Origin of the sequence: Pseudomonas sp. W22_MBD1_FP4, assembly GCF_052113765.1 — a bacterium.
Classification (GTDB): domain Bacteria; phylum Pseudomonadota; class Gammaproteobacteria; order Pseudomonadales; family Pseudomonadaceae; genus Aquipseudomonas; species Aquipseudomonas sivasensis.
Genome location: NZ_JBGQOI010000013.1, coordinates 142,113 through 165,728 on the forward strand (window position 1 = coordinate 142,113; position 23,616 = coordinate 165,728).

34 protein-coding genes are annotated in these 23,616 nt (G+C 53.7%); 3 read left to right on the top strand and 31 right to left on the bottom strand.

The window, feature by feature from the left end:
• Nucleotides 1–3: 3 nt before the first annotated feature.
• From ACEN2T_RS17915 to ACEN2T_RS17965, 11 genes are all read right to left on the bottom strand, one after another.
• Nucleotides 4–630 (bottom strand): hypothetical protein, encoded by a 627-nt coding sequence (locus tag ACEN2T_RS17915; RefSeq protein WP_442117210.1) that lies wholly within the window; start codon nucleotides 628–630, stop codon nucleotides 4–6.
• The gene (locus ACEN2T_RS17920) at nucleotides 608–883 is read right to left on the bottom strand and encodes a hypothetical protein (RefSeq protein ID WP_442117211.1); all 276 of its coding nucleotides are present in this window, start codon (nucleotides 881–883) and stop codon (nucleotides 608–610) included. Before ACEN2T_RS17920 ends, ACEN2T_RS17915 begins: the two co-directional genes overlap by 23 nt.
• 48 nt (nucleotides 884–931) lie before the next feature.
• A complete protein-coding gene (locus tag ACEN2T_RS17925) occupies nucleotides 932–1,174 on the bottom strand; it encodes a hypothetical protein (RefSeq protein WP_442117212.1) in 243 nt (80 codons plus the stop codon).
• 128 nt (nucleotides 1,175–1,302) lie between these two features.
• Nucleotides 1,303–2,169, bottom strand: a complete 867-nt coding sequence (locus ACEN2T_RS17930; protein ID WP_442117213.1) for a GNAT family N-acetyltransferase — start codon at nucleotides 2,167–2,169, stop codon at nucleotides 1,303–1,305.
• Nucleotides 2,170–2,316: 147 nt separating this feature from the next.
• Nucleotides 2,317–2,883, bottom strand: coding sequence for an NADAR family protein (locus ACEN2T_RS17935; RefSeq protein ID WP_442117214.1), 567 nt, complete (start codon nucleotides 2,881–2,883; stop codon nucleotides 2,317–2,319).
• A 107-nt stretch (nucleotides 2,884–2,990) separates the two neighbouring features.
• Nucleotides 2,991–3,725 (bottom strand): hypothetical protein, encoded by a 735-nt coding sequence (locus tag ACEN2T_RS17940; protein WP_442117215.1) that lies wholly within the window; start codon nucleotides 3,723–3,725, stop codon nucleotides 2,991–2,993.
• Nucleotides 3,726–3,868: 143 nt separating this feature from the next.
• Nucleotides 3,869–4,192: a hypothetical protein gene (locus ACEN2T_RS17945; RefSeq protein WP_442117216.1), complete on the bottom strand. Its 324-nt coding sequence runs from the start codon at nucleotides 4,190–4,192 to the stop codon at nucleotides 3,869–3,871.
• A 78-nt stretch (nucleotides 4,193–4,270) separates the two neighbouring features.
• On the bottom strand, nucleotides 4,271–4,975 hold the full coding sequence (locus tag ACEN2T_RS17950) for an adenylosuccinate synthase (RefSeq protein ID WP_442117217.1): 705 nt from the start codon (nucleotides 4,973–4,975) through the stop codon (nucleotides 4,271–4,273).
• A gap of 300 nt (nucleotides 4,976–5,275) precedes the next feature.
• A complete protein-coding gene (locus ACEN2T_RS17955) occupies nucleotides 5,276–5,578 on the bottom strand; it encodes a hypothetical protein (RefSeq protein WP_442117218.1) in 303 nt (100 codons plus the stop codon).
• Nucleotides 5,579–5,910: 332 nt separating this feature from the next.
• The gene (locus ACEN2T_RS17960) at nucleotides 5,911–6,180 is read right to left on the bottom strand and encodes a hypothetical protein (protein WP_442117219.1); all 270 of its coding nucleotides are present in this window, start codon (nucleotides 6,178–6,180) and stop codon (nucleotides 5,911–5,913) included.
• A 91-nt stretch (nucleotides 6,181–6,271) separates the two neighbouring features.
• Nucleotides 6,272–7,201 (bottom strand): recombination-associated protein RdgC, encoded by a 930-nt coding sequence (locus ACEN2T_RS17965; RefSeq protein WP_442117220.1) that lies wholly within the window; start codon nucleotides 7,199–7,201, stop codon nucleotides 6,272–6,274.
• 179 nt (nucleotides 7,202–7,380) lie between these two features.
• On the opposite strand from ACEN2T_RS17965, the gene ACEN2T_RS17970 reads away from it, so the two are divergent.
• A complete protein-coding gene (locus ACEN2T_RS17970; protein WP_442117221.1) occupies nucleotides 7,381–7,956 on the top strand; it encodes a type I-F CRISPR-associated endoribonuclease Cas6/Csy4 in 576 nt (191 codons plus the stop codon).
• Nucleotides 7,957–8,339: 383 nt separating this feature from the next.
• Here the strand turns inward: ACEN2T_RS17970 and ACEN2T_RS17975 are convergent, their stop codons facing one another.
• From ACEN2T_RS17975 to ACEN2T_RS18070, 20 genes are all read right to left on the bottom strand, one after another.
• Nucleotides 8,340–8,522 (bottom strand): zinc ribbon domain-containing protein, encoded by a 183-nt coding sequence (locus tag ACEN2T_RS17975; protein ID WP_442117222.1) that lies wholly within the window; start codon nucleotides 8,520–8,522, stop codon nucleotides 8,340–8,342.
• Between the two features lie 385 nt (nucleotides 8,523–8,907).
• Complete coding sequence (locus ACEN2T_RS17980; protein WP_442117223.1) at nucleotides 8,908–9,081, bottom strand: hypothetical protein; 174 nt, start codon at nucleotides 9,079–9,081, stop codon at nucleotides 8,908–8,910.
• 20 nt (nucleotides 9,082–9,101) lie between these two features.
• Nucleotides 9,102–9,323, bottom strand: coding sequence for a hypothetical protein (locus tag ACEN2T_RS17985; protein ID WP_442117224.1), 222 nt, complete (start codon nucleotides 9,321–9,323; stop codon nucleotides 9,102–9,104).
• 554 nt (nucleotides 9,324–9,877) lie between these two features.
• A complete protein-coding gene (locus ACEN2T_RS17990) occupies nucleotides 9,878–10,258 on the bottom strand; it encodes a hypothetical protein (RefSeq protein ID WP_442117225.1) in 381 nt (126 codons plus the stop codon).
• A 12-nt stretch (nucleotides 10,259–10,270) separates the two neighbouring features.
• Complete coding sequence (locus ACEN2T_RS17995) at nucleotides 10,271–10,579, bottom strand: hypothetical protein (protein ID WP_442117226.1); 309 nt, start codon at nucleotides 10,577–10,579, stop codon at nucleotides 10,271–10,273.
• A 121-nt stretch (nucleotides 10,580–10,700) separates the two neighbouring features.
• Nucleotides 10,701–10,895 (bottom strand): hypothetical protein, encoded by a 195-nt coding sequence (locus ACEN2T_RS18000; RefSeq protein WP_442117227.1) that lies wholly within the window; start codon nucleotides 10,893–10,895, stop codon nucleotides 10,701–10,703.
• Nucleotides 10,892–11,164: a hypothetical protein gene (locus ACEN2T_RS18005; protein ID WP_442117228.1), complete on the bottom strand. Its 273-nt coding sequence runs from the start codon at nucleotides 11,162–11,164 to the stop codon at nucleotides 10,892–10,894. The genes ACEN2T_RS18000 and ACEN2T_RS18005 overlap by 4 nt, the downstream gene beginning before the upstream one ends.
• A gap of 12 nt (nucleotides 11,165–11,176) precedes the next feature.
• Entirely contained in the window at nucleotides 11,177–11,815 is a 639-nt protein-coding gene (locus ACEN2T_RS18010) for a hypothetical protein (protein ID WP_442117229.1), read from the bottom strand.
• A gap of 42 nt (nucleotides 11,816–11,857) precedes the next feature.
• Complete coding sequence (locus ACEN2T_RS18015) at nucleotides 11,858–12,178, bottom strand: hypothetical protein (RefSeq protein WP_442117230.1); 321 nt, start codon at nucleotides 12,176–12,178, stop codon at nucleotides 11,858–11,860.
• A 30-nt stretch (nucleotides 12,179–12,208) separates the two neighbouring features.
• Entirely contained in the window at nucleotides 12,209–12,478 is a 270-nt protein-coding gene (locus ACEN2T_RS18020; RefSeq protein ID WP_442117231.1) for a hypothetical protein, read from the bottom strand.
• Nucleotides 12,475–12,963, bottom strand: a complete 489-nt coding sequence (locus tag ACEN2T_RS18025; RefSeq protein ID WP_442117232.1) for a hypothetical protein — start codon at nucleotides 12,961–12,963, stop codon at nucleotides 12,475–12,477. Before ACEN2T_RS18025 ends, ACEN2T_RS18020 begins: the two co-directional genes overlap by 4 nt.
• Nucleotides 12,964–13,111: 148 nt before the next feature.
• Nucleotides 13,112–13,651 (bottom strand): DUF559 domain-containing protein, encoded by a 540-nt coding sequence (locus ACEN2T_RS18030; protein WP_442117233.1) that lies wholly within the window; start codon nucleotides 13,649–13,651, stop codon nucleotides 13,112–13,114.
• Between the two features lie 318 nt (nucleotides 13,652–13,969).
• Nucleotides 13,970–14,371, bottom strand: coding sequence for a hypothetical protein (locus ACEN2T_RS18035; protein WP_442117234.1), 402 nt, complete (start codon nucleotides 14,369–14,371; stop codon nucleotides 13,970–13,972).
• A gap of 1 nt (nucleotide 14,372) precedes the next feature.
• Nucleotides 14,373–15,761: a ParB N-terminal domain-containing protein gene (locus ACEN2T_RS18040; protein WP_442117235.1), complete on the bottom strand. Its 1,389-nt coding sequence runs from the start codon at nucleotides 15,759–15,761 to the stop codon at nucleotides 14,373–14,375.
• Nucleotides 15,758–16,777, bottom strand: a complete 1,020-nt coding sequence (locus tag ACEN2T_RS18045; RefSeq protein ID WP_442117236.1) for a ParA family protein — start codon at nucleotides 16,775–16,777, stop codon at nucleotides 15,758–15,760. The genes ACEN2T_RS18040 and ACEN2T_RS18045 overlap by 4 nt, the downstream gene beginning before the upstream one ends.
• A 330-nt stretch (nucleotides 16,778–17,107) precedes the next feature.
• Entirely contained in the window at nucleotides 17,108–17,698 is a 591-nt protein-coding gene (locus ACEN2T_RS18050; protein ID WP_442117237.1) for a hypothetical protein, read from the bottom strand.
• 164 nt (nucleotides 17,699–17,862) lie between these two features.
• Nucleotides 17,863–17,991, bottom strand: coding sequence for a hypothetical protein (locus tag ACEN2T_RS18055; RefSeq protein ID WP_442117238.1), 129 nt, complete (start codon nucleotides 17,989–17,991; stop codon nucleotides 17,863–17,865).
• 293 nt (nucleotides 17,992–18,284) lie between these two features.
• Nucleotides 18,285–18,881, bottom strand: coding sequence for a hypothetical protein (locus ACEN2T_RS18060; protein WP_442117239.1), 597 nt, complete (start codon nucleotides 18,879–18,881; stop codon nucleotides 18,285–18,287).
• 110 nt (nucleotides 18,882–18,991) lie between these two features.
• On the bottom strand, nucleotides 18,992–19,414 hold the full coding sequence (locus ACEN2T_RS18065) for a DUF6283 family protein (protein WP_442117240.1): 423 nt from the start codon (nucleotides 19,412–19,414) through the stop codon (nucleotides 18,992–18,994).
• A gap of 675 nt (nucleotides 19,415–20,089) precedes the next feature.
• Entirely contained in the window at nucleotides 20,090–20,422 is a 333-nt protein-coding gene (locus ACEN2T_RS18070; protein WP_442117241.1) for a hypothetical protein, read from the bottom strand.
• 385 nt (nucleotides 20,423–20,807) lie between these two features.
• Between ACEN2T_RS18070 and ACEN2T_RS18075 the strand changes: the two genes are divergently transcribed.
• Both ACEN2T_RS18075 and ACEN2T_RS18080 read left to right on the top strand, forming a co-directional pair.
• The gene (locus ACEN2T_RS18075) at nucleotides 20,808–21,881 is read left to right on the top strand and encodes a TcpQ domain-containing protein (RefSeq protein WP_442117242.1); all 1,074 of its coding nucleotides are present in this window, start codon (nucleotides 20,808–20,810) and stop codon (nucleotides 21,879–21,881) included.
• Complete coding sequence (locus ACEN2T_RS18080; RefSeq protein ID WP_442117243.1) at nucleotides 21,881–23,614, top strand: hypothetical protein; 1,734 nt, start codon at nucleotides 21,881–21,883, stop codon at nucleotides 23,612–23,614. Before ACEN2T_RS18075 ends, ACEN2T_RS18080 begins: the two co-directional genes overlap by 1 nt.
• Nucleotides 23,615–23,616: the final 2 nt, after the last annotated feature.

Here is a 23,616-nt window from a genome sequence, read left to right on the forward strand (position 1 = left end):
CCTCTACCGAATCAACTTGACTTCAACTTTCGGTATAACCGTCCCATCATTCCCTGCATTGGACGACATTCCGCGCACTGTTCTGGAATTGACCAACGCCTGAATGAACTCAGGTGATGCGACCTCAGACTCGCCTGTGATCGACACCAATATAATTTGGCTTATCTTTTCTTCCGTCGTGATGGCAGATCCAGGGTAAGGCACTCTCCGCGTGTGCAATGTGCCGTTGACTTGGCAGATAACCCCTCTGTCCGAATACGCCCGAGCTTGCAAGCTTTCAAGACGTAGACTTTTCTGTGTGTTGCGGTCGCCCTGAGAAAGATTGGAGAACACCTCGCTCTCTGCACAAAGCCTGTTCAGCAGGGAGTCTCCTTTGGAGCTAGTTGAAAACGGGGGAATAACTTCGGTTTCTACAGGTCGATTCATGGCGTACCCAATGGATAGGCCAATGACGAGAGTCACAACAGGGGCAGTAAGTGCGAGCGCAAAATTCCGCTTCATAATGAGTACCAATCTAGATTTCACGGGCTCAAAATCACCCGTTCGCTTCGCACTTGGCCCCGCTTTTGACAGCGGGGCTTTGGGAAACCTGGTGCAGGCTCTGTGTTTAATTTGAGCTTTCTTCTTCATCAGCTGCTACCAGCTGGTGACGAACGAAAATGGCATGTGCTGCTGGATCTTTCCGCATCGAGCGCCCCTCTGCATTACCGCGCTGGTAGTACAGATCGACCAACTCACACAAAAGATATGCAGCATTCTCCGGTGTCGGACGGGCGAGCATTTTCTCTGCTATTTGTTCTAGCAGTTCGCCAGCGTCCTCTGGCTCTCCCCCTGCTATTTCACGTAAAGCTCGGTAATCAGCCAATGCCTGTTTGTGCTTCATCACGGTTCCCTGATTAGTAGATGCTACGGCCGATCAAAGCATTGATGTCTATGCCGGCTTGCCGACCGTAGTGCCGATCAAAGCGGCAATTCCCTTCCAGCTTTTGTACTTGGCTTCAACCTCGGCAAGACTGCGAAACTCTTTCCAGCTTTCACCGCCGAGCCCCCATACGCGAGTCGCAGCGTTTCGGGTTTTCATGCGCCAGCCCGAGTGAATCTGCTCCAGGACCATGCGTGAGCCCCGCGCATCAAGTGCGTAACTGGTTTCATTAATCTGCTGGATAACGGCCATTTGTTTTCCTGTGAGTCGTGGCCGCTGGCTTCGGTGTGGGCGGCATCTGCTAGGTAAGTAGGCTTAAACTGTACACCCCTAGAGGTGTACACGCAAGCCAGAATCTTGCCCTAGAGATGGCCTTGACCCTATGCGTTTATTTCACCAACGCGGCGTAACTCTGGCTCGAATCGCTTATCCAGATCGTATGCAGCCTGGATCCATACCAGCTCTGGCTTCTCATCGTGGCATTCCAATCCTGCAACACCTCGCAGTTCATAACGCTTATCAGCGACCTGCTCGACAGACGCACTCGGACGACGCCCCTTTACGATCTTCTCGGCGTTTGCACGAACATAGTTCTCCGCTTGACGTGTGTACTGCTGGAGTTGGCGGGCAAGCTTTTTCTCGTCATTGAGCATTGCTCTGACGCCGTACTTTTGCACCAGGTTGTGTTGTATCTGGCGCACTTCGGGCGACGTTAGAATCGGGTCAACAAACAAAGCCGCCATAGCGCCTGGCGAAGGATCAGGGCGGTTATTCATCGTGATCTGGGTGTCTCGGCATCCAAGCACTTGGAAGCCCATTTTCTCGTACACCGGTACCTTGCTAACAAAGCACGTCAACTCCATGTGAGGGGATCGTGTAGCAACCTCATCGAGCATTGCTCTGGCCACCCCCTTACGTCGCTGTGACGTGGTGACGGCCATGTAGCTCAGCCCACATGCCTCGGGGTTGCTGATAACCGGCAGGTAGAGCACGAAGCCAATGACGGAGTCGGGGGACTTGTCATCAAACGCGACCACCAAGCCAACAGGTGCGTCTTTGAATTTACCCAGACGCTCTAGATATGCCTCAATCTCAGTGGCTAAGGCGTATTGGTAGACGGTGTAGCCGGTATTGCTTGGCGGGACGCCATTCATCGCAAGGTCCGTAACATAGTCCTTGGCCAGCTTCAAAATCTGGGAAACCACAGACGCGGGTACGCGTGCGTCGAATGTAACGATTTTTGGCATTTTCAAGCTTCCTGCTGATTAAATGGTTCGGCCTGGGACTGTTCGCAGCATTAAGCATGCACCGCAACGATTCGCTATATGCAGATCCTGGGCCCCGTGTCTTTATCGAGCCTGCGCTGAACGTCATTTTTCTCAGCGCCTAAGGTTTCATCCCATCCGCATGGATAGGGGTTTAGCGGGATTGGCCGCCTCTGGCTGCACTCTGACATCGATGTTTGTCTTTACAGATAAATCAGCGACCAGCCGTTCTCGTGCGTGCGTTAAAGCAATCCCAAGAAGATTCAAACCATTCCACTGTGACGGATCAAGCACTCGCGGATCGTGCTCCGCAAGGCCAACTCCCCAGACACGGTCATAGGGGCTCGCTTCAACTAGCACGGTGTCGGCAGTGGCTAAGAGGGCGTCGCGTAAAACCGGGTTCTGAGAAAATTTGGCATAACAGCCATGCGCCACAATTCGGCTCCGGCGCTCGCACCACGTCGCATCGTCGTAACCAGACACGTTACGCCCAATCGCTTTATGGTCGCGAGGATGCATTGCAGCCATTATCTTGCCTGCGGAAGTTTCGTCACCGAAAAGCTTAGCCTTGCAGTACATCATAAATTGCTCAACACAGTTGAAGCGGACACCTTTGACTTCAAAATCCGACCTGAACCAGTTTGAAAACGGATCATTCTCGGAGAAGAAAATCGTCATATTCCCTTTTGTGATCATATGCTCTATTCCATCAATGATGAGGTGGCGGGTTGGCCAAGTTCTCAAGTCATCCGGCGCTGCCCTCATCACCATCAATGAATGGGGTGAATGTAATGCGGCGTCTACTAGCGAGGGCTGAAAGACGGAACCATGGGTTTGTCCTGGGTCACCAGTACCTGGTTGTCGAGCGCAGCGTTCATCCTGCTCATGCCGTCCATGAACTGAGGACGTGTGCCCGTTTCACGCGCTGTCATGGTCTCCTCGGCCGCCAGTTGCGATTTGTACTCAACGTACCAGTCTTCTGGGGGCTGCCCGACAAGGTCAATGGCCTGCTCAACTTCTAGCCGCGCGTCCAGCTCAGTAGAGTATCCAAACTGCTTGCCTTCATGGACAAGAGTGAGCATGCGTTTTTGATCTGCTTCACGCTGGGGGGCGGGGAGGGCAGCACGGGCATTTCTCTCCTCCATGCGCATGCGCATGACCTCCTCACGCTGGATGCGGGCAACGCGCTCGGATACCAGCATTAACTTATCATCAAGAGCTTTCTGCTCGCGCTCCTGCACAAACACGTAAGTTCCACGTACCTGGCCCAGCACCATAACGGTACCGATTACTGGCGCTGCAACTGTCAGCGATATCGCTGTGCCCACTATGCCAACGGCATGCTGGTTCATAGTTTCAGGCTCGTTTTCGTCATACAGTAAGCGGCCAAGAACCAAGTTGCTGGCCAACCTTCCCGCGTCATACAGGTCAGAGTTGTGGCGCTCTCCATCTGGTACAACTGCGCCAATATTCAGTTCCTGCGCCTGGTGAGCTGTCACTGTCTCAGCAGCTGCATCCATCGCGGCGAAGCTGCCCATGGCAACTGCGAGTGCAGTGGTAAGCGCGAGCCCACACCGGCGTCCAGAAACTCCATGCTCAACAACTATGGCAGATTTGACGCCAAGGTCTTTGAGTAGCTTGGAGCGCCACACAGCAGGCTTGCTACACTCGTCTGATTCGCTCATGCCGCACCCAACTGGTCGATGGCTGGTATTAAAGTTTCACGCTGCTCCGTCGAGTCGAGAACGACGATTGGCAGACCGCTTCGCAGTGCTTCCAGCAGCGCATGGGCCAAATTCTTAAGAGCCATCGACCCGAGCGGACCGTGCAAGTGCAAGTCTGAACCGTCCAAACTCGCTTTAGTGGCTGTGATAGCTATATCGCCGCCCTGCACAAGCGCTTCCATGCTTAAGATCAAGCAGACAGGCTCCTGATGTTCACCAAAGCCTATGGCAAGCGCGTAGCTCATAACCACAAGCGTGTTATCCGTAGAAACTGACTCCATCTGAAACCTCTTTGTGCTGAGCGGAAATGGTGTTTGTATCTGGCGCGGCTAGGCAATCGCAAAGAGGTCTCGGCGCCCTCAAGTTGTCGCGTGTTCGATACTATCTGCTGGGGCGGTGGGCTTTGGCTTGGTTGCTCTGCGGGGCGTCGCGACTAGTGTTTTGCCCGCACTGCCATCTAGCCAGCCTGCCGACGTGTTGGGCGTCTTCAACTTTTTGATTTCGTCTGATTGGGCATTGCAGATCCGGACTAGCCTGGCCTGTTCGCGTTGTGCCGCATTAATCGTGCCTTTCACCTTATCGGGGTGATCAATCTTGGCCATAACCCTGATAAGCAGCCACATCTCTCGCTCGGTATCTCTACTGTGTTGCCAAGGCTCTGCAACCTTCTGAAATGTCCCACAGTTATTAGATAAGGCCACAGGACCAAGTACTGCTGTGACTTTGCCGCGCGCGCCAACCCAGAGCAATCCCCATCGCGCAGGGACCTCTTCAGGCTGAATCAATCCTTCTGGGCACATGTAGTATCGGTAGAGCCCCATTCCAGCGCCATCAGCTCGATGCGGCTTCCTCGCGTCTGCCAAAAAGTCACTCCGCGAGACTTTGACCTCTACCAGAACTGTCTCTGTAAGGTTGCTCGCCGCGCGAAAACCAATTGTGTCCGGCATCTCGCCGCCCCAACCAGATCTGCATTCTGAAAGTGCAACATGGCAGCCATGTCCGCGCTGACTATTTGGGCGAACAACCCATTTTTTTGCAATCTCACAAAGCTCGGCGTGGGTCATCGGTGTGCCTTATCCTTGCGTGAAACCGGGTAGTCCGGTCCTCGTCTACTGGCCCAGCCCCGCACATTGGCGAGGCTTGGGGTGTGGGTGTTTTCTTAAATCCTGAATTACACGGCGCCTGCGCCGTAAGCGTAACGCGCGACAATGCCAGCGATTTCGATGATCCGATCCATTTCACATTGTGGCGCCTGCGCTTCGTTGCGCAGAGCGCTTAACCAAACCATCACATGCTCGTTGTGCTTCATTGTGGTATTACTCGTTGCTGGCGAGTATTCACGTGATTTTCCATGGTGATCACTGCTACTCCCAGCCGTACATGTACTTGGGCTGTGTCAGGGCGGCGATGTCCTGGCGCAGAGAGGTCTCAAGCTTCTCGGTCTTGCCTTCGTCCTGGTTGTAGACCTCCAGCGAGTCGAGGTGCTTATCGCCAACCAGCTCAACATCTTTTACGGTGTACTGGTCAAGATCTTCGCCGTTCTGCTCGCACAGAACTGCAATTGCACCTTCAGGATTGAAGGCCGCCACAATGTCGTAGTCGCCAACCTGAAAAGCGATCAGTGGTTGCATGCCGACTACTGGATTCTGTGGGTTCTGATTATCCATGGGATGCTCCTCAAAATTAGATGTGTTAGTAGCGGTGTTTCAGGTGGGGCGCCGGCGTGCAAGCAAGCGGATCAGAAGTTATCACCTGTTGCTCGCAACTCCTCTGCGCGCCTGTACTCCTCGGCATCAGCGATGTCAGCAGCGGTGACGGTATATGGCTGCGGATCCATCACAGTGAAAAACGAAACGCTGCAATGACGATCAGCCCACGCCTGTAGGCGTACTGGGGACTACTGATCTGCTTGGCGTCTACTGTCATTTCAAACCTCTTCGATAATTCCTGTGATTGGCGTGCTAAGTCCCCCCCGCAAGGTGGAACCAGCGCCCGTGCACTAAGGCGCCAACTGCTCGCAAGTGGTTGAGGGATTTTGGATACGAGCTTCGCGTTCGAACTCTTGACGAATACTCTCAACGGCCATGTCGCCGATGCGCTCGGTGAGTTCCTCTTCAAGCTTGTCTGCGTACGCCATTTCATCGTGAACCGATCCGGAAACCTCGACTGCATTGCACTCTGCCAGCAGGGTTTGAATGCCGTCTAAGAACTTGGTGCGAGCGGTGTCATCTTCTGGTAACTCGAAAACCTTGGTCGAAATCTTTCTCACGCGTTGCTCCTTCAGGTTCATCGGAAGTAGTGACCAGCTGAATCAATGTGCGCTTGTTTCAGCCGGTCAGCTGTGGGTCACGGGTGCCCGGTCAGATCGACTCGAACTTGGGTTCACCGCCAAATGCGTTGGTAATTTCGGCAATGAACGTAGCGAACGTACCGGCCATAATCGCGACAGAGGCGTCGAACATTTGGCTGGCTTCTTCGCCCGCATTTTCTTTTGCGTTCTGCATGATCAGGTCTTCGAACTTGATCTTGTCGATGGCCAACTTATCGTTGATGCGGAAAGAGAATTTGTCGCCCCATGCCATGGCCAGATTGGACACTTTCATGCCAGCGTCGAGGTGCATCTGGACCTCTTCACCAGCCATATCCATGTCGCTGAACTGCACCTTGCCCGACTCATCGCCGGCGAGCACCGCGTCGCCCAGCGTGTAGAAGTTCTCAGGGGCCGTCGCTTTGTCCTTCAGCCAGCCTGTCATTACAGCGGATGGAGAGTGATCGGTTGTCAGTGGACGCACGGGGAGGGTGCCGAGAACTTCGCGAAGGGTGCTGAGAAGATCTTCGGCATCGGCTGCCTTTACGGTATTCACCAGGATCAGCTTGTGCGCAGGTAAGATCAGGGCCGAGATGCGTTTCTGTTTCGGCAACACGCGGGGCAGAAGGAGCTGGATGACCGAGTCCTTCAACTGGTCGCGCTCTTTCCCTCGCACCTTGCGTTCCTGCTCACGCTCAATCACCGCAATACGGCTTTTCAGTTCTTCATTGATGGCTTCGCCGGGAATTTGTTTGAAATTGCACACTGCGCTGATGAGGATTGCACCGGCTACCGGATGGGCGAGGATCTCACTCTCAACGCCATCCACGTCCGGCAGAGGAGTCGCGAAACCAAAGTGTTTCATCTCCTGCTCTGCCAGTTTACGAGCGGGCTTGGTCGCCATCGCCGCTTGCAGGACGGAGACATCAAAGTCAGCATCGCCGGTAATGCGGTAGATCATCAGTTTTTTGAACCAGGTCATGTCGGGCTGTACTCAGGTGGATTAAGTGATTTATGCAATATTTGTGTGCGTCATCATATAATGCTTTCAACAACGTTTCATACTATTGCACGTTGCTGATTATGGCGTAAAATCCCATCACATATTGGGATTCTGGAAACCCAATACCAGATCTATCACCCATGTGAACGAGCCCGCCAATGATTCTCAAAAAGTACATCGAAGTAAGAGCGTCAGACGCCGTCATAGCGAAGAAGCACTTCGTGCGCGTGATGCTCGTCGTTCACAGCAAAAACAGCGGGGGCTCCCAGCTAGTCGTGGACTGGCCAAAATGGGCGTCGTCTGCAAATTACTTTGGGGTGGTCATGCGGGTGTTCGGGACCGAAGAAGAGTTGCAGGGCGTCAAGATTGATCTTGATGCAGAAGCGATGAAGGCGACGCGGGTTAAAGGCGCGAAGAAGACCATGATCGTCAGCCCAGTAACCGACGTCCCGAATGAAGCCAAGATTACCTGGATCTTCAAGCGACACCGCACCCCTGGCCGCAATAAAGGCGCATCAGGCGTTGCTCGTTTGATCCGCCGAGCGATTGCACGCGGTGAGCAGCCGAAGGAATACACGCCGAAGGTGGTGGAAACGCACACGCTGATGCTTGTTTCGCTATCCACCAACAAAATTTTCCCGATGGATATTTGTCGGGAGCGTCCTACACATCAAGACGTCATCGATAGCACGCCAAACTCCTATGGGTTGGGCGTACCGGTGCCGCGTTTCTAATCAGTCATCTCACATCCAGCGATTTGGCCAAGTGCCACTAGTCTATTCGTGCCATCTGCTGATATGATGCGGCGCGTATCGAATAGTGGCATTTCGATATGAGATGTACGCGCTAAAAAGCATCTGTGCTTGGTACTGAGACGGATCTTACGCCAGGAACACCGCAGCATATGCGGCGTTCACACAACATCGCTGAACAAGCGCTCCTGTGACGCTGGCTTCCCTCGTCAGCGCCGCAATCATCCACTGAATAAGTGGAATGGACCTGGTACGTAGCTTCATCCAGCTGCTTAGCGGTCCGAATCTCTGAAAAGCTCAACCTATTGGAAAGCTACGCGGAAACTCCCGCTTCGCGGGCTTACATTTTGCGCAGGACTTTTCCGTTAATTTGTTTCGGTAATGGGCAACTCAACTCCGCCATCCCATTCGGCCATGACTTCAGCCCCGCAGGCGCTGCAAGCCGTTGCGACCTCTTGCGCCGACTCGACTAGCCGGACCTCACCCGAATGGCCGCAAATAGTGCAGCGGTAAACGTACAGGACCGTCAGGTTATCGGTGGTCGGCATGTCTGACGCTCCTATATGAGATCTGTTTCGCGGTCGCTTAGGCTCGATTCGATTGCTAACACGATTCTCTGCACTTGCAGCGAGCCTCTGTTGAATCGGCTGGGGACCATACCAAGCATTTCACACCCTACGGCAGTGGCATCTTCGTAGAGTTGCTGAGGACTCACATTTTCAGAATCGTTGCGCACTATGCTGAAACCGTGGCTACGGAGATGGCGTATTGCTCGCGCAATATCCGCCGATTCAATGTCCAGGTTACGTAGATCCACGTCGCATCCCCTGCTCATGATTTGCATCACTCCATCTAAACAGTCGGCCCATCCGCCGCCCCACCCGATGGTGGGGCGTTGGTGTTCCTGGTGCTATTTTCTATCGTTTGGCGGTGTCACCACTGCACTACAAATAGCTCGTGAACCGATGCATAAACAACATTGTATTCACGGCCTTTCTTGTCGCTGAATTTTATCCGGCCGGTGCGCTTGATTTCGTCAAACGCCTTCTCAGGATCTGCGCTGGCACACTTCTGCTTTAGCCATCTGCGAAACTGGGATTCGTCCATGGGCGACATTTTCCGTGAATTTAATTTTGCATGCCGAGACCGGTTAATTTCATGCCAGGTTGCTGGTTTACCAGCAGCAATTGCTGCTTGTCGGCCGCGTTTAGTTCTGAGCAGTCCAGCGCCTGGAAGCCCGCGCTTCCGAGCATCCTCGCGGCCAGATTCTGATCGTCCAACCGAGCGACCAGCGCTGCTGCGGTAACAAAGCCGTGTTCAAAATCGCTGAGGGCGGTGAGTGATTTCATAGGCCCTATCCTCGCTAAAACCGATCACTGCGTTAACCAAAAACGTTGTGCTCTTTGCCGTGCTATCGCGCTGGCGGCAGCGGTGGGGGACAAAACTCACCAGGTGTGTGGGGTGGATTGGCAGCACGTTCAATCCGCGCTTGATCCTGAGCTTTGCTGGCACCGTATGAGTAAGCAGCAACCCCACAAAAAATACCAATAGCCAGCCCCGCGACGAATACAGCGATAAACAGGGTTGAGAGCGGTACGCTTACAAATTTAGATTCCAGTGCCGTCATTACGTTATTCCATCATCTACGTGGACGCGAAATAGAGCGTCCTTCTACGCACTTGGCCCCGCGTTTTCACGGCGAGGCTCGGAGGTTACTTGGGCGACGTGCCTTGAACAGTTTCAGCTATTGACGCTTAGCTTCCGGCGCTGGGCGGGAGACTTAGTAGCAAGAAACTTTGCCAGCTCTACAGATAAGGGATCACCGATTTGTCGAGCAGACTGTCGCTGTGTACAGAGCGGAATTGGCGAACAGCCTACTCTTTGTTTTCATGGCCATCGTTTGCTATTTGCCGGCGAGCTGGTTACGAAGATCCTCCAGGGCCTTTTCAATTTTAGCATCGGCCTCCGCGAACTCTGCTGCTGAATCAGATCCGGGCACGAATGACACTGACTCATGCCCCCAATTGAGGATAAGCAAATCTTGCAAGGTCAAAGAGACTCGCTCAACAACGCCTTTCGTGTTGCGCTCAAGTGCCTGATCTATCTTCCGCTCTGCGGCGGCGAACTCCGCTGCTTCTTCACTATCGGGCACAAAAGACACGCTTTCATGTCCCCAAGATAGAATCGCAAGATCGGTTCGTGTCAAGGAAACTACTATCTCAGATTGCTGCTCTGCTTCGGTGTAGCGTTCGCCAAGAGCTGTTTGAGTGGTATTCATAGACATGATGGTCTTTCCCTAGAACAAATCGTTTTCATCATCAGGCGGACTTTGCACCTGGTGACTAGGTTTGGCTTTACGCGCTTCAAGGGCTTTCACTTTTGCCCATGCCTCAGCGCTGTCTTCAGTGTGGCCGCAATGCTCGCATTCGTACCAATGGTCATCGCTGGCCGGGTGAGAGTCATCCCAATGCTGCGTCATTGGCTTGAAGTGACACATGGGAACTGGCCCAACGTCGAGTGTACGCATCAGATCGTTGTAGTCAGTCATAACCTGAAAATAGCGAGCTTCGTCCTCGGGGGAAATGGGCTCCTCGATCTTGGCCATGGCGGTCTTTTCCTTAGGCGGCAGCGTGTTCATTGACGACGGTGCAGTGACGCGAACGCCGCGCCCTGGTACTGCCGATGCCCAGCATGGGCTGGGCTTGGGCGTTCCTGCGACTGTTCAGTTAACAAGTTGGTTGTTGCGCGCCGAAGTTGGCCGCGATGACTTCAGCCGGTGTTTCACCAGATTCAAAGCGTTCGACGTACTCGCCATCAGGATAATCCGGCGTGCCCGCCATATCTTCATATCCGTATCGCACGCCGAGAAGATTCACATCACGAATCCACTGACGAAGGGCCAACGCTTGTTGTCTGTTCACATTTGCACCTGATTCTTTACCGTCTTAGGGTCGCATAACCAATGAGCACCATGCTCATCGCGGGGCGGAAGAACGGCCCCAAGCAAACCGGCCTTAACCATTGCATAACCAGCGTTTCGGATATGAACCACCATCGCACCGCGACTGCGTGCGCGTGCCCAGCGCTCTGGAAAAACACCCGCACCAATCGTCCATGTCGATGCCATACGGTTCGGGGCTGTCTCCAGAAAACCTAGTATCGCGAGCTGGAAAGGCGTTAGCTCGTTCATTGTTTTTGTCCTTCACGCGGCCAGCTTAGGCCAGCCCTGTGTAGTTGGGTCAATTGCGGGACTGAGTTGCGCCATCAGTCCTTCACCGTGGATGGAACATTCGACCCAAGTGTCAGCATCAGCAAAGAGTTCGCGGCCGGTCTTGGTATCCTTGCCGCAATAGCGCACCAGTCGCCCGTGTTCGGTGTGGCCATGGTGCTTGGTAACGCAGGAGTACAACGCGCCCATTTCAAGCGGCTTTTGGTCAGTGTCTAACATCGCATTGTCGGCGGCTTTGGCCTTTTTCGAGGTTCGCCTTTGTGCTTCCCAGTAACCCGCATCAAAGGATGCCTGCTGCTCAGTGTCGGCAGCGTGGCAGGCGTAGCTTGGGCCGTATACAGCGGTTCCATCAGCACAAACCTTCCGGTTTTCAGGCTCGTTTTGGAAGGCGCAATACCCGTCTACCCAAGCCTTAGCATCTTTGCGACGTGCCAGGTCAACTGTACCGCTCCGAGTATTGTTTCCAGGCGTGAATCCACCAGTGACCCGCTTGCCATCAGCATCAAACACGTACCAACAAGCCACGTGATTATGCCCAGCGTGCGAACCCCAGCAGTAGATACGCCAGATGTAAGCCGGAGTATTTTCGATGCGAAAGCCTTTGTAGATCATGGGCTCTTTTCCTTGCAGGCCCTGTGACCAGGGCAGCTATGACTAACAGCCGAAAGCACGCTCTGCGGCACATTCAGCATCAATCTCAGCGTTAAGCCGAGCATCCTCACGGGCAACACGACGTTCGATGACCAGCAACCGCTTTTCAGCAAATGTCATCATCGCCACGTTTGGCACCTGTACGCGACCCAAACCAACGCAATCCTGGCACTGAACGTCATATTCACCAGCCATGTAGCTAGCTTGCTCGTCGTGGTGCATCTCGTGCCACTCGCTGGACGTGAATCCATTTGAAAACGCTGGGTTTTCGACCTTGCCATTTCCTTGGCAGCAATTACAGATGATCCACTTCAACTTTTTCATGATGTTTTCCCTAAACAGTGAAGCCAGCGATCAAGCGTCGCCGGCAAGGCCAAGAATGGATGTGTAATGGAAGCGGCGATTCTTTCCAGTCTTAACGTTCACACCGCACACATCACCCGGACTGGCCCAGTTCGATCCGTAACTGCCGACCTTCACCGTGACCTTGCTGCCGCCGATCTTCGCTATCACTTCGACGCCGACTGGGTAAGCCAGCTGAACAGCCAGGCTCAGACTGATTTGCGCCTCTCGGAGTGCCTTGCTAGCTTGATCGACATCCAGCAGCAGTGCCCCTCGGCTCATTGTTTTGCTCCTATTGAGGCAGAAGGAGTGCAGCCCAGCTCCCTAGGTCCGGCAAGGCGGGCCACATAGCGAGGCTTGGGGTTGCGGGACCAATCGTTTTCTTTTGCACAAGTCGCTGCACCGAAACCGGTTTGAGCCCGCACGTACATAGTGCGGACGACCTTCTCTTTCTTGCCCCGTCCCTGCACCAGATCCACAGCGAAGGTCTTCCACTGTTTGTCCTTCCAGAACGCGTGAGCGTCAGCCTCATCGCCGAACAGCATGCGCTCTTGCTTCGGCGCTGGAGTTATCGCCTTTTTCTCGGCGGCCTCCTTGGACGCTTCCATAATCTTGCCAGCGGTCATCTGCGAATCGATACCTTTGACCCACGACTGATGCATGTAGAACTGTTGCGCCTCGACGATGCCCGAGGCGTCGGAATGACTGATGGCCATAGCGTCGGCTACCGCCTCGATCACTGCGCCTTCCCACTCGAAATATTTCATAGCGCAGCCTTCTCAGTGAATTTTTCCAATGAGTTGAGTTTACCCTTTACGGTAAAGCTAGCAAGAAATATTTTACACATTGCGGTAAATTCTACGGTAAGGCGTATTGGGTGCCTAAGCGTCCGAAATTCTTCTCGATGACATCCAGTTACTGCACATTTGCAGACACCGGATTCCGGTGTGCATCAACGATCAGCTCTACCAGTTCGGCGAGCAAAGTCTCATCCAGGCACTGTTTGGTGAACGCGCGAAAGACGCGAAACCCGTGCTGGGTGAAGATGTTCGAGCGCAGGCGATCCTTCTGGAAGGCTTCCTTCGATTTATGATATCCGTAGCCGTCAAGTTCCAAGACGATATTGGGCGGAATAAAAACATCGGCCCGGTACCGGCGCGAAGGTATCAGTCCTTCACGCTCCCATTGAGCTTCAGGCAAGTGCACTCTCACCGCTTCGAATAAACGGCGCTGTGGAATTTCGTTACCTTCTCGTTTCTTGTCGCTGAGCTGCTTAGCGGCCGGTGGCAATTTCCCATTAACCTTGGGAGGAGGGGCCATCTCCGGTTGAGGAATGCCTTTGACAATTGGGATCTGATTGCGTCCTGCGCGGGCCTGGCGTTCCATGTCCTCAGCATCAGATTTAGTGATTAGGCCGCGCGTGGCAGCCTCGTGTGGGGTGAGTCGCAGTCCCATTGAAATGTCCGAAAGATTGAATTCTGCTTACGCAGCAGTTTCACTTCAGCACTTAGAACCTGTCCCACTTATCCAGCGGCAGCAGGCAACGCCTGCTGTAAGAACAGCAGGCGGGAGTTTGAAATCGCAGTTGTGCGCGTTATGCGATTCTGCCTATTCGGCAGAGTAGGTATGTCGCAAAATCATGCATACAAGTATGCACACGCAACCCGCCTATTCGGCGTTGATACATCAGCCGTTGGGCGCGGCTGAGTGATGGAGCTGAAACGCCTCTTTTCAGAGGAAGCGTCACCGGGGAGCAACAGATCCACATAGTCCTTAAAGAAGCTTAGCACACCCATAATTGGGTGCTTTCACTTCGAGCATCCCCTGGCGAAGAGCATGGATATATAGGGAATGCTGCAAGCAAGCCTGTATCGAAGCATTGACGTTATTCGCGCACAGCTCATGGATTTCGGAAAGCGTAGCTTCTGTAATCCGTATGTTCATCCTGGTCTTATCCTTGCGTCCACGCACCCAGGCTTGAAGCAATGCCTCAATCTCTTCCTCTGGTTCAGCCTTGAACCGCTGAACAGCCTCTGCGACCCATTCAGGCCAGAGTTTTTTGGAGTCCGACTGAGCCTTCTTAACGACTGCCAACTGATCATTGGGTAGCCACAATGGATATGACGTTGACGGAACTACGGCTTTCTTCGACGTTGGCGCGGGCTTGCGTATCATGTCAGGACTCAACCTCATCAAGAGGATCGAGGGACAGAGACAAGGCTGTCAGTACCTCCTCCAAAATCTTCTTCCGCATCTTATCTGGCGCACCGCGCCAGCCATCCATAGCCTTCGAGATGACAGCTTTAGTCTTGGGATCAACACCATCAATTGTCCCAATAGCTGACAGCAGCTTCACGCCTGTTTCTGTGCCAGGCAGGCGAACTTTTACCGAGGCCACCGCAGTTGCAGCTGTCGCTCGCTTGGCCGGCGGCTTGTTAGAAGGAGGCTGTAAACCACCAGGGCTTTCCGGATCGTGGGCCCGGTTAGGCTCAGGGTTTTCGCCAGCCTTGTAGCGCTTGTGGTACGCCCTGACTGCTTCGTCGATAGTCTGGACGCCTGTGATGGCGCCAGAGCAGATGTCGGCCAGCAGTTGTGAATCTTCCGGGAGCTTGCAGATGCCTCGCCAGCGGTGAGCCCAGCTCTTCGAGCGGCCGGCAAACTCATTCTCGAACACCGAGATAGTGATCTGTTTATTATTCGGGCCGCACGGCTCGCCAAGTAACTTTTCAAAGTAACGGCGCAGCGCGATAACCCAACCACCACGCGAGATATCGAGACGGTCAAGATTCTCGTGAATCTGCTGGCTCATTGCAGAAATGTCGTCCGCCACATTGCCGACCGACGGGATAAAGTCTAGGTTTGCCAGGCGGCAGGCCCAGAACCGACGTTCACCGCCGACGATCTCGAAGTACCCATTCATCGGCCGCAAGCGGATAGGAGATATCAGCCCGTCTTTGGCAACGTTTGTCGCCAATGCAATCAACTCGTTCCACTCTTTCAAGAGCGCATCAATGCGCTTGCGCTCTTGCTCGTCTGCGACGGGAGTACTCACGCGAGGCTCACGCCCAAGAATGGCCTCCCAGCGCTTGTAGGTGGCTGAATCGGGAGCTGCTCGAAGCAACATGCGCTCAACCCGCTCAAGCCAGCGGCGCATGTAAGCCTTCCAGATAACGTCCTTCTCTTTTTCACTCGGAGCTTCAAAATTGAATTTGTGCCCATTCCGAGCTTCAGACGCAAGCCAGGCTTGTCCAGCTGGAGAAGTAAGCCATCCGTCTTTGACACGCAGCGTCCAACTCAGTGCGCGGTTACGCGATAGTTTGTTGATGTGCGTGGAGCTGGCGCGCCGGGGCGAGCCGGAGCGGGTCTTCAGATCCGGCTGAATGATCCGCGCCGCCAGCAAGTCCTTATAACGAGGATTGGTCGGCGTCGGACGAATAGAATTAAACGAAATGTTCGAGACAGGCTTCAGCGACGAAGCTGCATCCTGAAGAGTTTTGTCGCCAGTTAGCAGCCCATTGAGTTCGCTTGAACTGCCAATGTTGTTAGTCGCTATCTGCTTTCTCATGCAATCCGCTCCCATCCGTTACGCGCTTCCATCAACTTGCGCGCAACATGCTTAACAAATCTGGTCGAATCCACGCAGCTATTCGTGTCTTTGCCCGCGAAGACCTGGTCCGGCAAGTTGCGCCAGTTATCCGTTTCCGGGTAGTCGACGGATCGGCGAATGGGCTTCATCAGATACGGGCTCAAGGGCGAACTTTTGATGCGGTTGATCTGCTGCTGGTGAACCAATGTTTTTTCCTGAACGATGTTTGGCAGCAAGCCAAGAAGTTCCAGTGGAAGGTCACCAGACTCTCGCCGCTCACTGATTTTGGTTTCGAAATAACTGATCATGGACAGCACGCCGTCTACGCTTTGCTGCTCTGGTAAAAAAGGGATGTAGATGTGGGTGGCTGCGTTGATAGCGATATCAATGATTGAGTTTCGAGTCGGTGGGGTATCAATCACAACAAAGCTGTACTTCTCGGCCAGCTCTGGCGAGCGCAGCCAATCACGGAAAATATTCCCAGCTTCTAGGGCGGCGGCAGAGCCGGTTCGGAAACTTTGCATGTGTACCAGTTGATCTTCGTTGTTTGGAACGATATGGATCAGATCGCTCCCTACCGGCTGGCGTAGGTCCTTTGGAATAATCCCCATTTTTTCAAGCAGCTCGCCGGTATTGCTCGGGTAAGGCATAGGTTCAAGACTAGCCCCCTCGTTGAGCAAGCTCAGCCAGAGATCACACACCGAAGAACGCGTGATTTCCTCTTGCGCTTCGACCAGCGCAGGGTGAGGGCGTGGCACTTTGAAGATAGAGCCATTGACGATCTCTACGAGGTTCCAGCGTAGGCCGGTGTTGCCCTGTGGATCCAAGTCAATGTAGAGGATTGGCTTGCCCTGGTTGAACTCGGAGAAGGTAGCCAGGCCCTGAACAAGCACCCGACTTGTTACCGTCTTTCCGACCCCGCCTTTGTAGTTCGCTGCTACACAAACCGTAAGTGGCTTGAAGGCGAAATCGAAAACCGGCTTTTTGGCCACCATCGTTGAGGCTCCTGGGCGTTCTGAAGTGATGGCCAGCAACTTTGCTCGCCGATGGAGAGGGATCATACACAACTGTGGTACATCTTGCGTAGTACAAATTTTGATTTTGCGTGGTATCTGTTTATAGCCAAGCTTGCCCGCCAAATTTTTCTGGCGCCTACCTGGGGCGCAAAGTCATTCGCGAACGGTACCGAGATTCATGAGCTTGAATGTTGTAGGCGGTCAAGAATCCCTATGCCCTTCGCGCGGAGGCAACCACGACTTGCACAGCCAAAAGCCACATTGGTGGGCGGGTGATGGACAGGCTTTGCAAGCACTCAAGGTAGCGCCTTACCTGATCAAGTTTACGACAAGGCCACTCTTGGCGACGTCTTGAAGGGTTGGGTACATAACGGCCACTAAGAAGCACATATTGTTTCGGTCGCACACGTGAACCCACTTACAGGCTTGGTCGATTAGGAAGCTGTAATCTTTGCCCACTTGTTTAAGATCACGCGTATCGCCATTTTGATCAACGAAGAACCCACTAAGCCTCAAAGGAAAGCGGCACGCGTCAAGATCGTCGCAAAGCTTGTCGCAAAGCTGATAAATCATATCGTTGGGGTTGCGAAAACTAGGAAAGGTTGACTCCCAAGCGTTAAGGTCCATGCCAAGAACCTCTAGAGCATCGTCATTAGAATCCAAGGCAGAAACGCGTAAATGGTGGAAGATCCATTCGCCGCGGCTAAAGGCGGCAAGCTCATCCTCTGTCCACTCAACGTCCTGAACTTCATCCGGATTTAACCCACAATCATCCTCGACGAACGTCACAGCAAACGGGCGGCCGCGATACTCAATCACGACACTGAGTTCTTCGCTACCAGCGCTAACCCGCAGGAAGGTGAAGGGGCGGTTGATGCACTTCACGCTCGAAGTATTCATGATGCAAGGCCTGTATAGATGCTGGATTTCAAAATGGCAGAGCCACATTTAATGTGTAATTCAGTATACAGATATCTATATACCGACTCAATTTAAATTCACCAAATACCGTAAACAAAAAAAGAGCCATTCAGGCCCTTTTTTGCAAGCGATGTGACTCGACCTTACTGTCGGCGATGGTACGTCGCAGGGAAGTCCACTACGTCCGCTGCTGCCTCAAGAATGGATACATCCAGCACCTGGCCGTCTTCGCCGAACTGGGGGAAAACTACGGCCTTACCCGTGGGATCCATGAAGCACCAACGACATTCCTCGTCATACGAAACGCTGGTCACCTCAGGCGCGAAAGTGGCGACGTAACTAAACGCCCTCTGTATTGCGGCTTCTTGGAAAGCAAAAAACGGGGTTGTCTTTGGTTCTGCGACTTTGTTTTGCGTCATATGGGCGACCTTCGAGTTTATGGAGGAATGATCATCGCCAAGCTACTTGGCTCGGCGCGCCCATCAAGCCGCCTATGGAGCGTTGTGCGGGCGTCATAGGCAAAGGCCGACTCACCGCCGGCCTTTGAGTAGTGGAGCCCTCACGCTCAGGCGTGAGAGCTTAATTCGATAGCGGGGCGCTGATCTGGCGCGGCACCGGCGAGGGCTTCTGGCAAGCTGGCGCGGGCAATGGTGACGACCGAGGGGTTTACGTCCATCCAGTATTTGAAAGCTGAGTTATGGCATGGCGGGTTGACCGATACAGGTCGCTTTTGCAGCAGAGATTCAATTTCAGAAGTCACCCAACTGGCGTCAAACGGAAATTCAGTATGTTTCGCCCAAAATGCCGCACTGGTGATTTTGAACAGCATCTCGTACGCGGCAAGTGCGATCTTTGCGTAATGGCTTTCGGAGGTAGCGAGATGAGCCATCACTGGGCCAAATTGGCGAATGGCTTTGATTCGCAGGGTATTGGCGTAACTGATTTGTCGCGGGGTGGCACCTACTAGCGATGGCAATGCAAGGCGGTGAAAGCCCTTTTCCCGTGGCTGAACCAGCTCTTTGATTTCTACGCGGCACTCGAAGCAAATCGAGCCACGAGCATAGCTTGCGTCTTTGGCTTGATCCGAGCGGCGAGTGGAAAACTCGGTCACCGCAGAGTGGCCGCAAAGACGGGTGGCAACGGCATTAACATGCTTAAGCATAGGAATAACCCCAATTAGTAAGTCTAGGCTTAAGTATACACCTAAATATATACCAGTCTATATTTATCTGTAGTCTGTATGACTTTTTTGGGGTTTCCGCGCGCCCTACTTTACCTGCATGGTTTCAGAATCGGGTCGTCAGGATCGACACCGTTGGCTATAGCCATTTCTCGGTACGACTCAAACAATTCATGACCATTTTCGTCCAGGTCGTCACCAATCTCTCGCCTGATATAGGAGAGTCGGATGGAGAGGTTGTGGGCTGCGCCTCGCATCAAGAAGCCGGCGCACGTTGAAGGCTTGTCCGTTCCGGTGCTGTGACAACTGAAAACAGACTGGGCCATGTCATAAGCGGTTCGCGCAGAATGTAGAAAGGCTTCCGCTGGAAACTCGCCAACAGAATCCTTACGCCACGGACACTTCTTGCAGGGCTTACGTCGGTAGCACCGACCGCCCTCAGTGCTTGATTCGAAAGTCACAACCTGGTGATCTGCTCCAGCTGCTCTGGTCTCAATTACTTTGATCACTTTCATGCCGCCTCATTCCTTTGTCGTCACTATGCTCTAGGCTGCTTTACCCGCTTCAAGCCCGCGCAGCGGACCTAAGAGCAAGATGAGCTTGAGCCTGGTGCATTACCGAATTTGATGCGCTCATCTTCAGGGCTAGGCCTGGAGGAGAGGTTGCTTTTCGCCCGCTCGCCAAATCAGTCCGAATCCGCCGAGTTCGCACAAAAGCGCCCAAGCCGCATATGGAATATCTGTCTCGCCACCCGCCCACTTTCGAAAAGTCCTGGCGCCGGTAGCTCCCATTCCGAGTAGTTCAGCGATGTCTGCGCCTGTCAGATTAGTGCCCCTACGGGAGCCTACCGCTTTCACAAGAGCGCGAATCTCTGTAGGCGTAGGTTTAACCCAATTGGCGCCAGAGGTAAGGCACGCGCTTCGAATTAATGCCATGGGAGACCTGCATTTTCCGTTTGGATAACTGAGCTGGAGTCATTGGTAGCAGGGTGGGTAGTCGGGCAGAGTAAAGCGCAGCGACGGGGTAGTTTCATCATCGGGATCCGGTATTGGCCTTGGTGTTGACCCGGCCTTCACGAGAAACAATATATGCAAATCATAATGATCAGCAAATTAATTTGCCTTTTGAAGCACGGCCCTCAATTGAGTCGTCGACACGAAGGTGATTAGCCAGGGGGGAGGGCGCCACAATCAAGCCCTTAGAAATTGCTCTTCGAGAATGTAGCTACCCCTAAATGCAGAGGTGAGCACCACGCTTTTCTGGGCAGGCCCCGGAGTCTGATTAGCCATGCCAAGTCGAGCGGCTAAGGCCCCAGCTTCGCCTGCGAGATTCTCTGCGGTCATTGCCATCTGATCCATCAGCAACTGGAGCTTTGGGGGGGGAGTATCGCCATGCATAAGCCTCATGGTCTCGTGTTGCTTCAGTAGAGCAACTGCTTCGGCACAAAGCTCGACAGGGGTATCGTTTTTTTTCATTTCAAGCCTACACGAGTGGCGAAAACGGGTATTCATAAGAAGCGTCATGACCATCACTCCGATGGTCACTGGTCGCAAATTGACAGCACCTACCTGGCATATCACCAACCAAATTAATTTGATTCGACGAGATTCTTTGCTCTTAAGCGAATTTCTTGACACCATTACAGGCTATGTACAGTATTATTATATCTAGCTCGCTCTGCCAGCGTTTCTTTGTCTGATTGATCGCCACAGGTCAATGCCGCTACTCAGCGGTAAGCACACAAGCCTGTCGTATCAAAGCTGACCAGATCGAGCATAAACACAAACGGTAACCACGCGGTCTGCCAACCGCAGCGCCTGGGTGAGACTCAGCCGAAGATTTTCAACGAGAGGTTGGAGCTGGAATGAAAGCCCGAAAATTAAGTATTGCTGGTGAAGGAGCTTGCCTGTGAAGCGCAGCCTAATCGCGACCGCGCTCCTTGCGGCAACCGTAGCATCCTCAACAGCGTTCGGCGCTTTCTACCTGGACGACGGCAATATCGTCAGCACTGAGCGCGGCCAAATGGGCAAGTTTCAGCCTTACGATGCCGAGGGGCGCGCGACGTTTGAAGCCCCTAGCGCCAGCATGGCCCCTAAACAGGCCAAGTACAAAGATGCGCAACTGATGGTTGACCTCGCCTACTCGGCTGTAACTCAGCGCGGATCCGGTGAGCCTGGATTGGTTGCTGGCTTTGGCGACTCGCTGCCCTTTGTCGATGCTATGAGCATGATTTTGCCTTCCGGCTGGCAGCAGTATCGCGATAACACGCTGACCGAAAAAGAAGTACCTGAGCGTATCAGTTTTTCCGGTGGCCGAACTTGGCCTGACGTGCTGAAGCAAATCGGCGAGCGCTATGCGCTCCACTGGCATATCGACTGGTATGACAAGACCATTATGCTCAGTAAGGGCCGTCCAAGCATGGCAAGTCAGGCCCGCCAGTTGCGCGTTATCCCTGAGCCCGCCAAACCGAGCGGTGCGGCCGGCAATATTGCCCAAGGCGCCAATAAAGCAGCGTTGCCAAGCGGAGCAGTTGTTTTAGCCGCTCCTGGTAATACCAGCATAACAACCACGCATAGCATGCCCGCATCCTCGGTAAACGCGGCCACTGTTGTGGTCGGTACTACACCCAACTCTGCGGCTTTGACATCTACGACCGCCACGGTAGCCGTCGCACCTCCCAAACCATTTGTGCCTGCCATCCCAACCTGGAAGGTAGGGCCCAATGACAAAACCATCCGTGAAGCCCTCAAGGGCTGGACGAAAGCAGCTGGCTGGACATTCGAGCCAGAGCACTGGGCTGTTCCAGTCGACATTCCTATCACTGCTGGCGCCAGTTTCTCTGGTGACTTCAAAACAGCCACTCGGCAACTGATCAGTACAACTGAGCTGGGTGCAACACCTCTTCAGCCTTGCTTTTACTCCAACCGCGTCGTGCGTGTTGTTCCAATCAACGAGATGTGCGACCGGATGAGTGCTCGGTAATGAAGAACGATTTGAGAAAGTTCACCCTAAAGCCTGTTGTGGTGCTGGCAGCAGCACTTATCGCATCTGGCTGTTCTACTTGGAATGACAAGCGAGCAACAGACAGGCTGCACGATGATATGGGCCGAAGCACATATGACCAGGTCGGTCGTAATCTCGATGGTGTGACACTGGACGCAAAACGCGCTGCTCAAGACGTCGCGCGGCCATACATCACAGGCAAAGCCATTCCCCTGGCCCGTGAAGTAACTCTCCCTCCAGCGCTTCGCGGCATGGTCGATGTGACGTTGCTTTTCCGCGACTCAGGCGACCTGCTCATGATCGCCGACCGGATCACCGATGCCACCGGTATTCCGGTCAAGGTGATGCCGGATGCTTTGCTTCCAGCTGAATCTTTTATGCCGCGACTGGAATTGAGCCAGAACCAAAATGGCGCGGGCATGAACATGCCAGGTCTTATGCAGCCATCGCAGGTTCCGTTGAACCTCAATTCGCCGCTGCCAGGGCTCGGCACACCGATGGGCTCGGAACCGATCGTTTCGACACCGACGTCCGTTCCAGTAAGTTCTGCTCCGTCCAAAGGTGCAGCTAAAGAGCCGCCCCAAATGCTTGCAAAGGCGCTAGATGCAATCGCAATGCGCCGAAGCGTTTACTGGAAGTTCGACGAGCAGATTGCGGCGATTGTTTTTTACCGCACCGAAACCCGAACGTTTGAAATTCGCGGGGCGGAGTCATCTTCGTCCTCACTCATGTCTGTCGATCTGACTGGCGGGGTGGATAGCGCGAGCAATAGCGGCATGGCGAGCAAGTCGAAGGCAAACCTCGACGTGCCTGAGCAAAAAGCTGGCCCAATGGAACTGATGATTAATCGGATCGGCCAGTTCATGACTCGTTCTGGACGGATCGCGACCGGCGCTGGTGGACTGCTGGTGGTGACAGACACCAAAGGCGCGCTTGATCAGATCGATAGCTTCGTGCGCCAAGAGAACACGATGCGCCAGCGCCGCATCGATCTTGTGTTCGAAGAAATCACCATCGAAGAAAACTCCAGTTCGAACACCGGTGTTGGATTGAACGTGGCGTTCAACAGCAACGGTGGCTCGGTGAACATCAACGGGCTCAATAGCTTGATCCAGCAGGAGGGCGCGGCCCTGTCCATCGGCGCTACGGCCGGTGATGGCCCATGGAAGGGTTCGTCGGTGACCATGCAGGCCCTTGCTCGCCTTGGCAAAATCGTAGACCGAAAAGTTAACAGCTTCGGCGCCCTCAACGGTACCTCAGCAACCTCCGGTCGTCCGCGTCGTGAGAAATACATCGATAAGCTTGAGCAGACGCAATCGAACTCCGATGTGAATCGGCCTACGGTCACCGTGACCCAGGCCGAAGAGGTTTCTGGGCGGATCATCCAGGTAGTACCGTTTGCGTACTCGGACGGCGACATCAATCTGAATGTCAAATTCGACAACACGCCGACGCCAGTCATAACCAAGCAGTTTTTACCAGACGGAAGTTATGTTCAGTCGCCCACTTCGGAAAGCGACATTCTTCAACGCAACGCGGTGGTCCGTAGCGGTCAGCCGTATGTGATCAGCGCGACCACTGTCGACACGTCAGGCTACGACGAAGCCCGCACTGACCGCTCGATGCCTATGCTTTTTGGTGGATCTGACGTCACGAAAAACGCCAAGCGCGTAACGGTGTTCGTTCTAACCGCAAAGGTCAGTGAGAAGTAACC

Bases quoted from the DNA above. Each gene is read 5' to 3' on its own strand.
- ACEN2T_RS18070 (WP_442117241.1), bottom strand. From the start codon at position 20,422: ATGACGCTTCTTATGAATACCCGTTTTCGCCACTCGTGTAGGCTTGAA.
- ACEN2T_RS18045 (WP_442117236.1), bottom strand. From the start codon at position 16,777: ATGGTGGCCAAAAAGCCGGTTTTCGATTTCGCCTTCAAGCCACTTACG.
- ACEN2T_RS17955 (WP_442117218.1), bottom strand. From the start codon at position 5,578: ATGGATAATCAGAACCCACAGAATCCAGTAGTCGGCATGCAACCACTG.
- ACEN2T_RS17920 (WP_442117211.1), bottom strand. From the start codon at position 883: ATGAAGCACAAACAGGCATTGGCTGATTACCGAGCTTTACGTGAAATA.
- ACEN2T_RS17995 (WP_442117226.1), bottom strand. From the start codon at position 10,579: ATGGCCAAGATCGAGGAGCCCATTTCCCCCGAGGACGAAGCTCGCTAT.
- ACEN2T_RS17925 (WP_442117212.1), bottom strand. From the start codon at position 1,174: ATGGCCGTTATCCAGCAGATTAATGAAACCAGTTACGCACTTGATGCG.
- ACEN2T_RS18065 (WP_442117240.1), bottom strand. From the start codon at position 19,414: ATGAAAGTGATCAAAGTAATTGAGACCAGAGCAGCTGGAGCAGATCAC.
- ACEN2T_RS17945 (WP_442117216.1), bottom strand. From the start codon at position 4,192: ATGGAGTCAGTTTCTACGGATAACACGCTTGTGGTTATGAGCTACGCG.
- ACEN2T_RS17965 (WP_442117220.1), bottom strand. From the start codon at position 7,201: ATGACCTGGTTCAAAAAACTGATGATCTACCGCATTACCGGCGATGCT.
- ACEN2T_RS17985 (WP_442117224.1), bottom strand. From the start codon at position 9,323: ATGAAATCACTCACCGCCCTCAGCGATTTTGAACACGGCTTTGTTACC.
- ACEN2T_RS18060 (WP_442117239.1), bottom strand. From the start codon at position 18,881: ATGCTTAAGCATGTTAATGCCGTTGCCACCCGTCTTTGCGGCCACTCT.
- ACEN2T_RS18010 (WP_442117229.1), bottom strand. From the start codon at position 11,815: ATGATCTACAAAGGCTTTCGCATCGAAAATACTCCGGCTTACATCTGG.
- ACEN2T_RS17990 (WP_442117225.1), bottom strand. From the start codon at position 10,258: ATGTCTATGAATACCACTCAAACAGCTCTTGGCGAACGCTACACCGAA.
- ACEN2T_RS17940 (WP_442117215.1), bottom strand. From the start codon at position 3,725: ATGGGCAGCTTCGCCGCGATGGATGCAGCTGCTGAGACAGTGACAGCT.
- ACEN2T_RS18005 (WP_442117228.1), bottom strand. From the start codon at position 11,164: ATGAACGAGCTAACGCCTTTCCAGCTCGCGATACTAGGTTTTCTGGAG.
- ACEN2T_RS17970 (WP_442117221.1), top strand. From the start codon at position 7,381: ATGATTCTCAAAAAGTACATCGAAGTAAGAGCGTCAGACGCCGTCATA.
- ACEN2T_RS18025 (WP_442117232.1), bottom strand. From the start codon at position 12,963: ATGAAATATTTCGAGTGGGAAGGCGCAGTGATCGAGGCGGTAGCCGAC.
- ACEN2T_RS17930 (WP_442117213.1), bottom strand. From the start codon at position 2,169: ATGCCAAAAATCGTTACATTCGACGCACGCGTACCCGCGTCTGTGGTT.
- ACEN2T_RS18080 (WP_442117243.1), top strand. From the start codon at position 21,881: ATGAAGAACGATTTGAGAAAGTTCACCCTAAAGCCTGTTGTGGTGCTG.
- ACEN2T_RS17980 (WP_442117223.1), bottom strand. From the start codon at position 9,081: ATGGACGAATCCCAGTTTCGCAGATGGCTAAAGCAGAAGTGTGCCAGC.
- ACEN2T_RS18015 (WP_442117230.1), bottom strand. From the start codon at position 12,178: ATGAAAAAGTTGAAGTGGATCATCTGTAATTGCTGCCAAGGAAATGGC.
- ACEN2T_RS18020 (WP_442117231.1), bottom strand. From the start codon at position 12,478: ATGAGCCGAGGGGCACTGCTGCTGGATGTCGATCAAGCTAGCAAGGCA.
- ACEN2T_RS18030 (WP_442117233.1), bottom strand. From the start codon at position 13,651: ATGGGACTGCGACTCACCCCACACGAGGCTGCCACGCGCGGCCTAATC.
- ACEN2T_RS18055 (WP_442117238.1), bottom strand. From the start codon at position 17,991: ATGGATCCCACGGGTAAGGCCGTAGTTTTCCCCCAGTTCGGCGAAGAC.
- ACEN2T_RS18040 (WP_442117235.1), bottom strand. From the start codon at position 15,761: ATGAGAAAGCAGATAGCGACTAACAACATTGGCAGTTCAAGCGAACTC.
- ACEN2T_RS17975 (WP_442117222.1), bottom strand. From the start codon at position 8,522: ATGCCGACCACCGATAACCTGACGGTCCTGTACGTTTACCGCTGCACT.
- ACEN2T_RS18050 (WP_442117237.1), bottom strand. From the start codon at position 17,698: ATGAATACTTCGAGCGTGAAGTGCATCAACCGCCCCTTCACCTTCCTG.
- ACEN2T_RS17950 (WP_442117217.1), bottom strand. From the start codon at position 4,975: ATGACCCACGCCGAGCTTTGTGAGATTGCAAAAAAATGGGTTGTTCGC.
- ACEN2T_RS17935 (WP_442117214.1), bottom strand. From the start codon at position 2,883: ATGATCACAAAAGGGAATATGACGATTTTCTTCTCCGAGAATGATCCG.
- ACEN2T_RS17915 (WP_442117210.1), bottom strand. From the start codon at position 630: ATGAAGAAGAAAGCTCAAATTAAACACAGAGCCTGCACCAGGTTTCCC.
- ACEN2T_RS18035 (WP_442117234.1), bottom strand. From the start codon at position 14,371: ATGATACGCAAGCCCGCGCCAACGTCGAAGAAAGCCGTAGTTCCGTCA.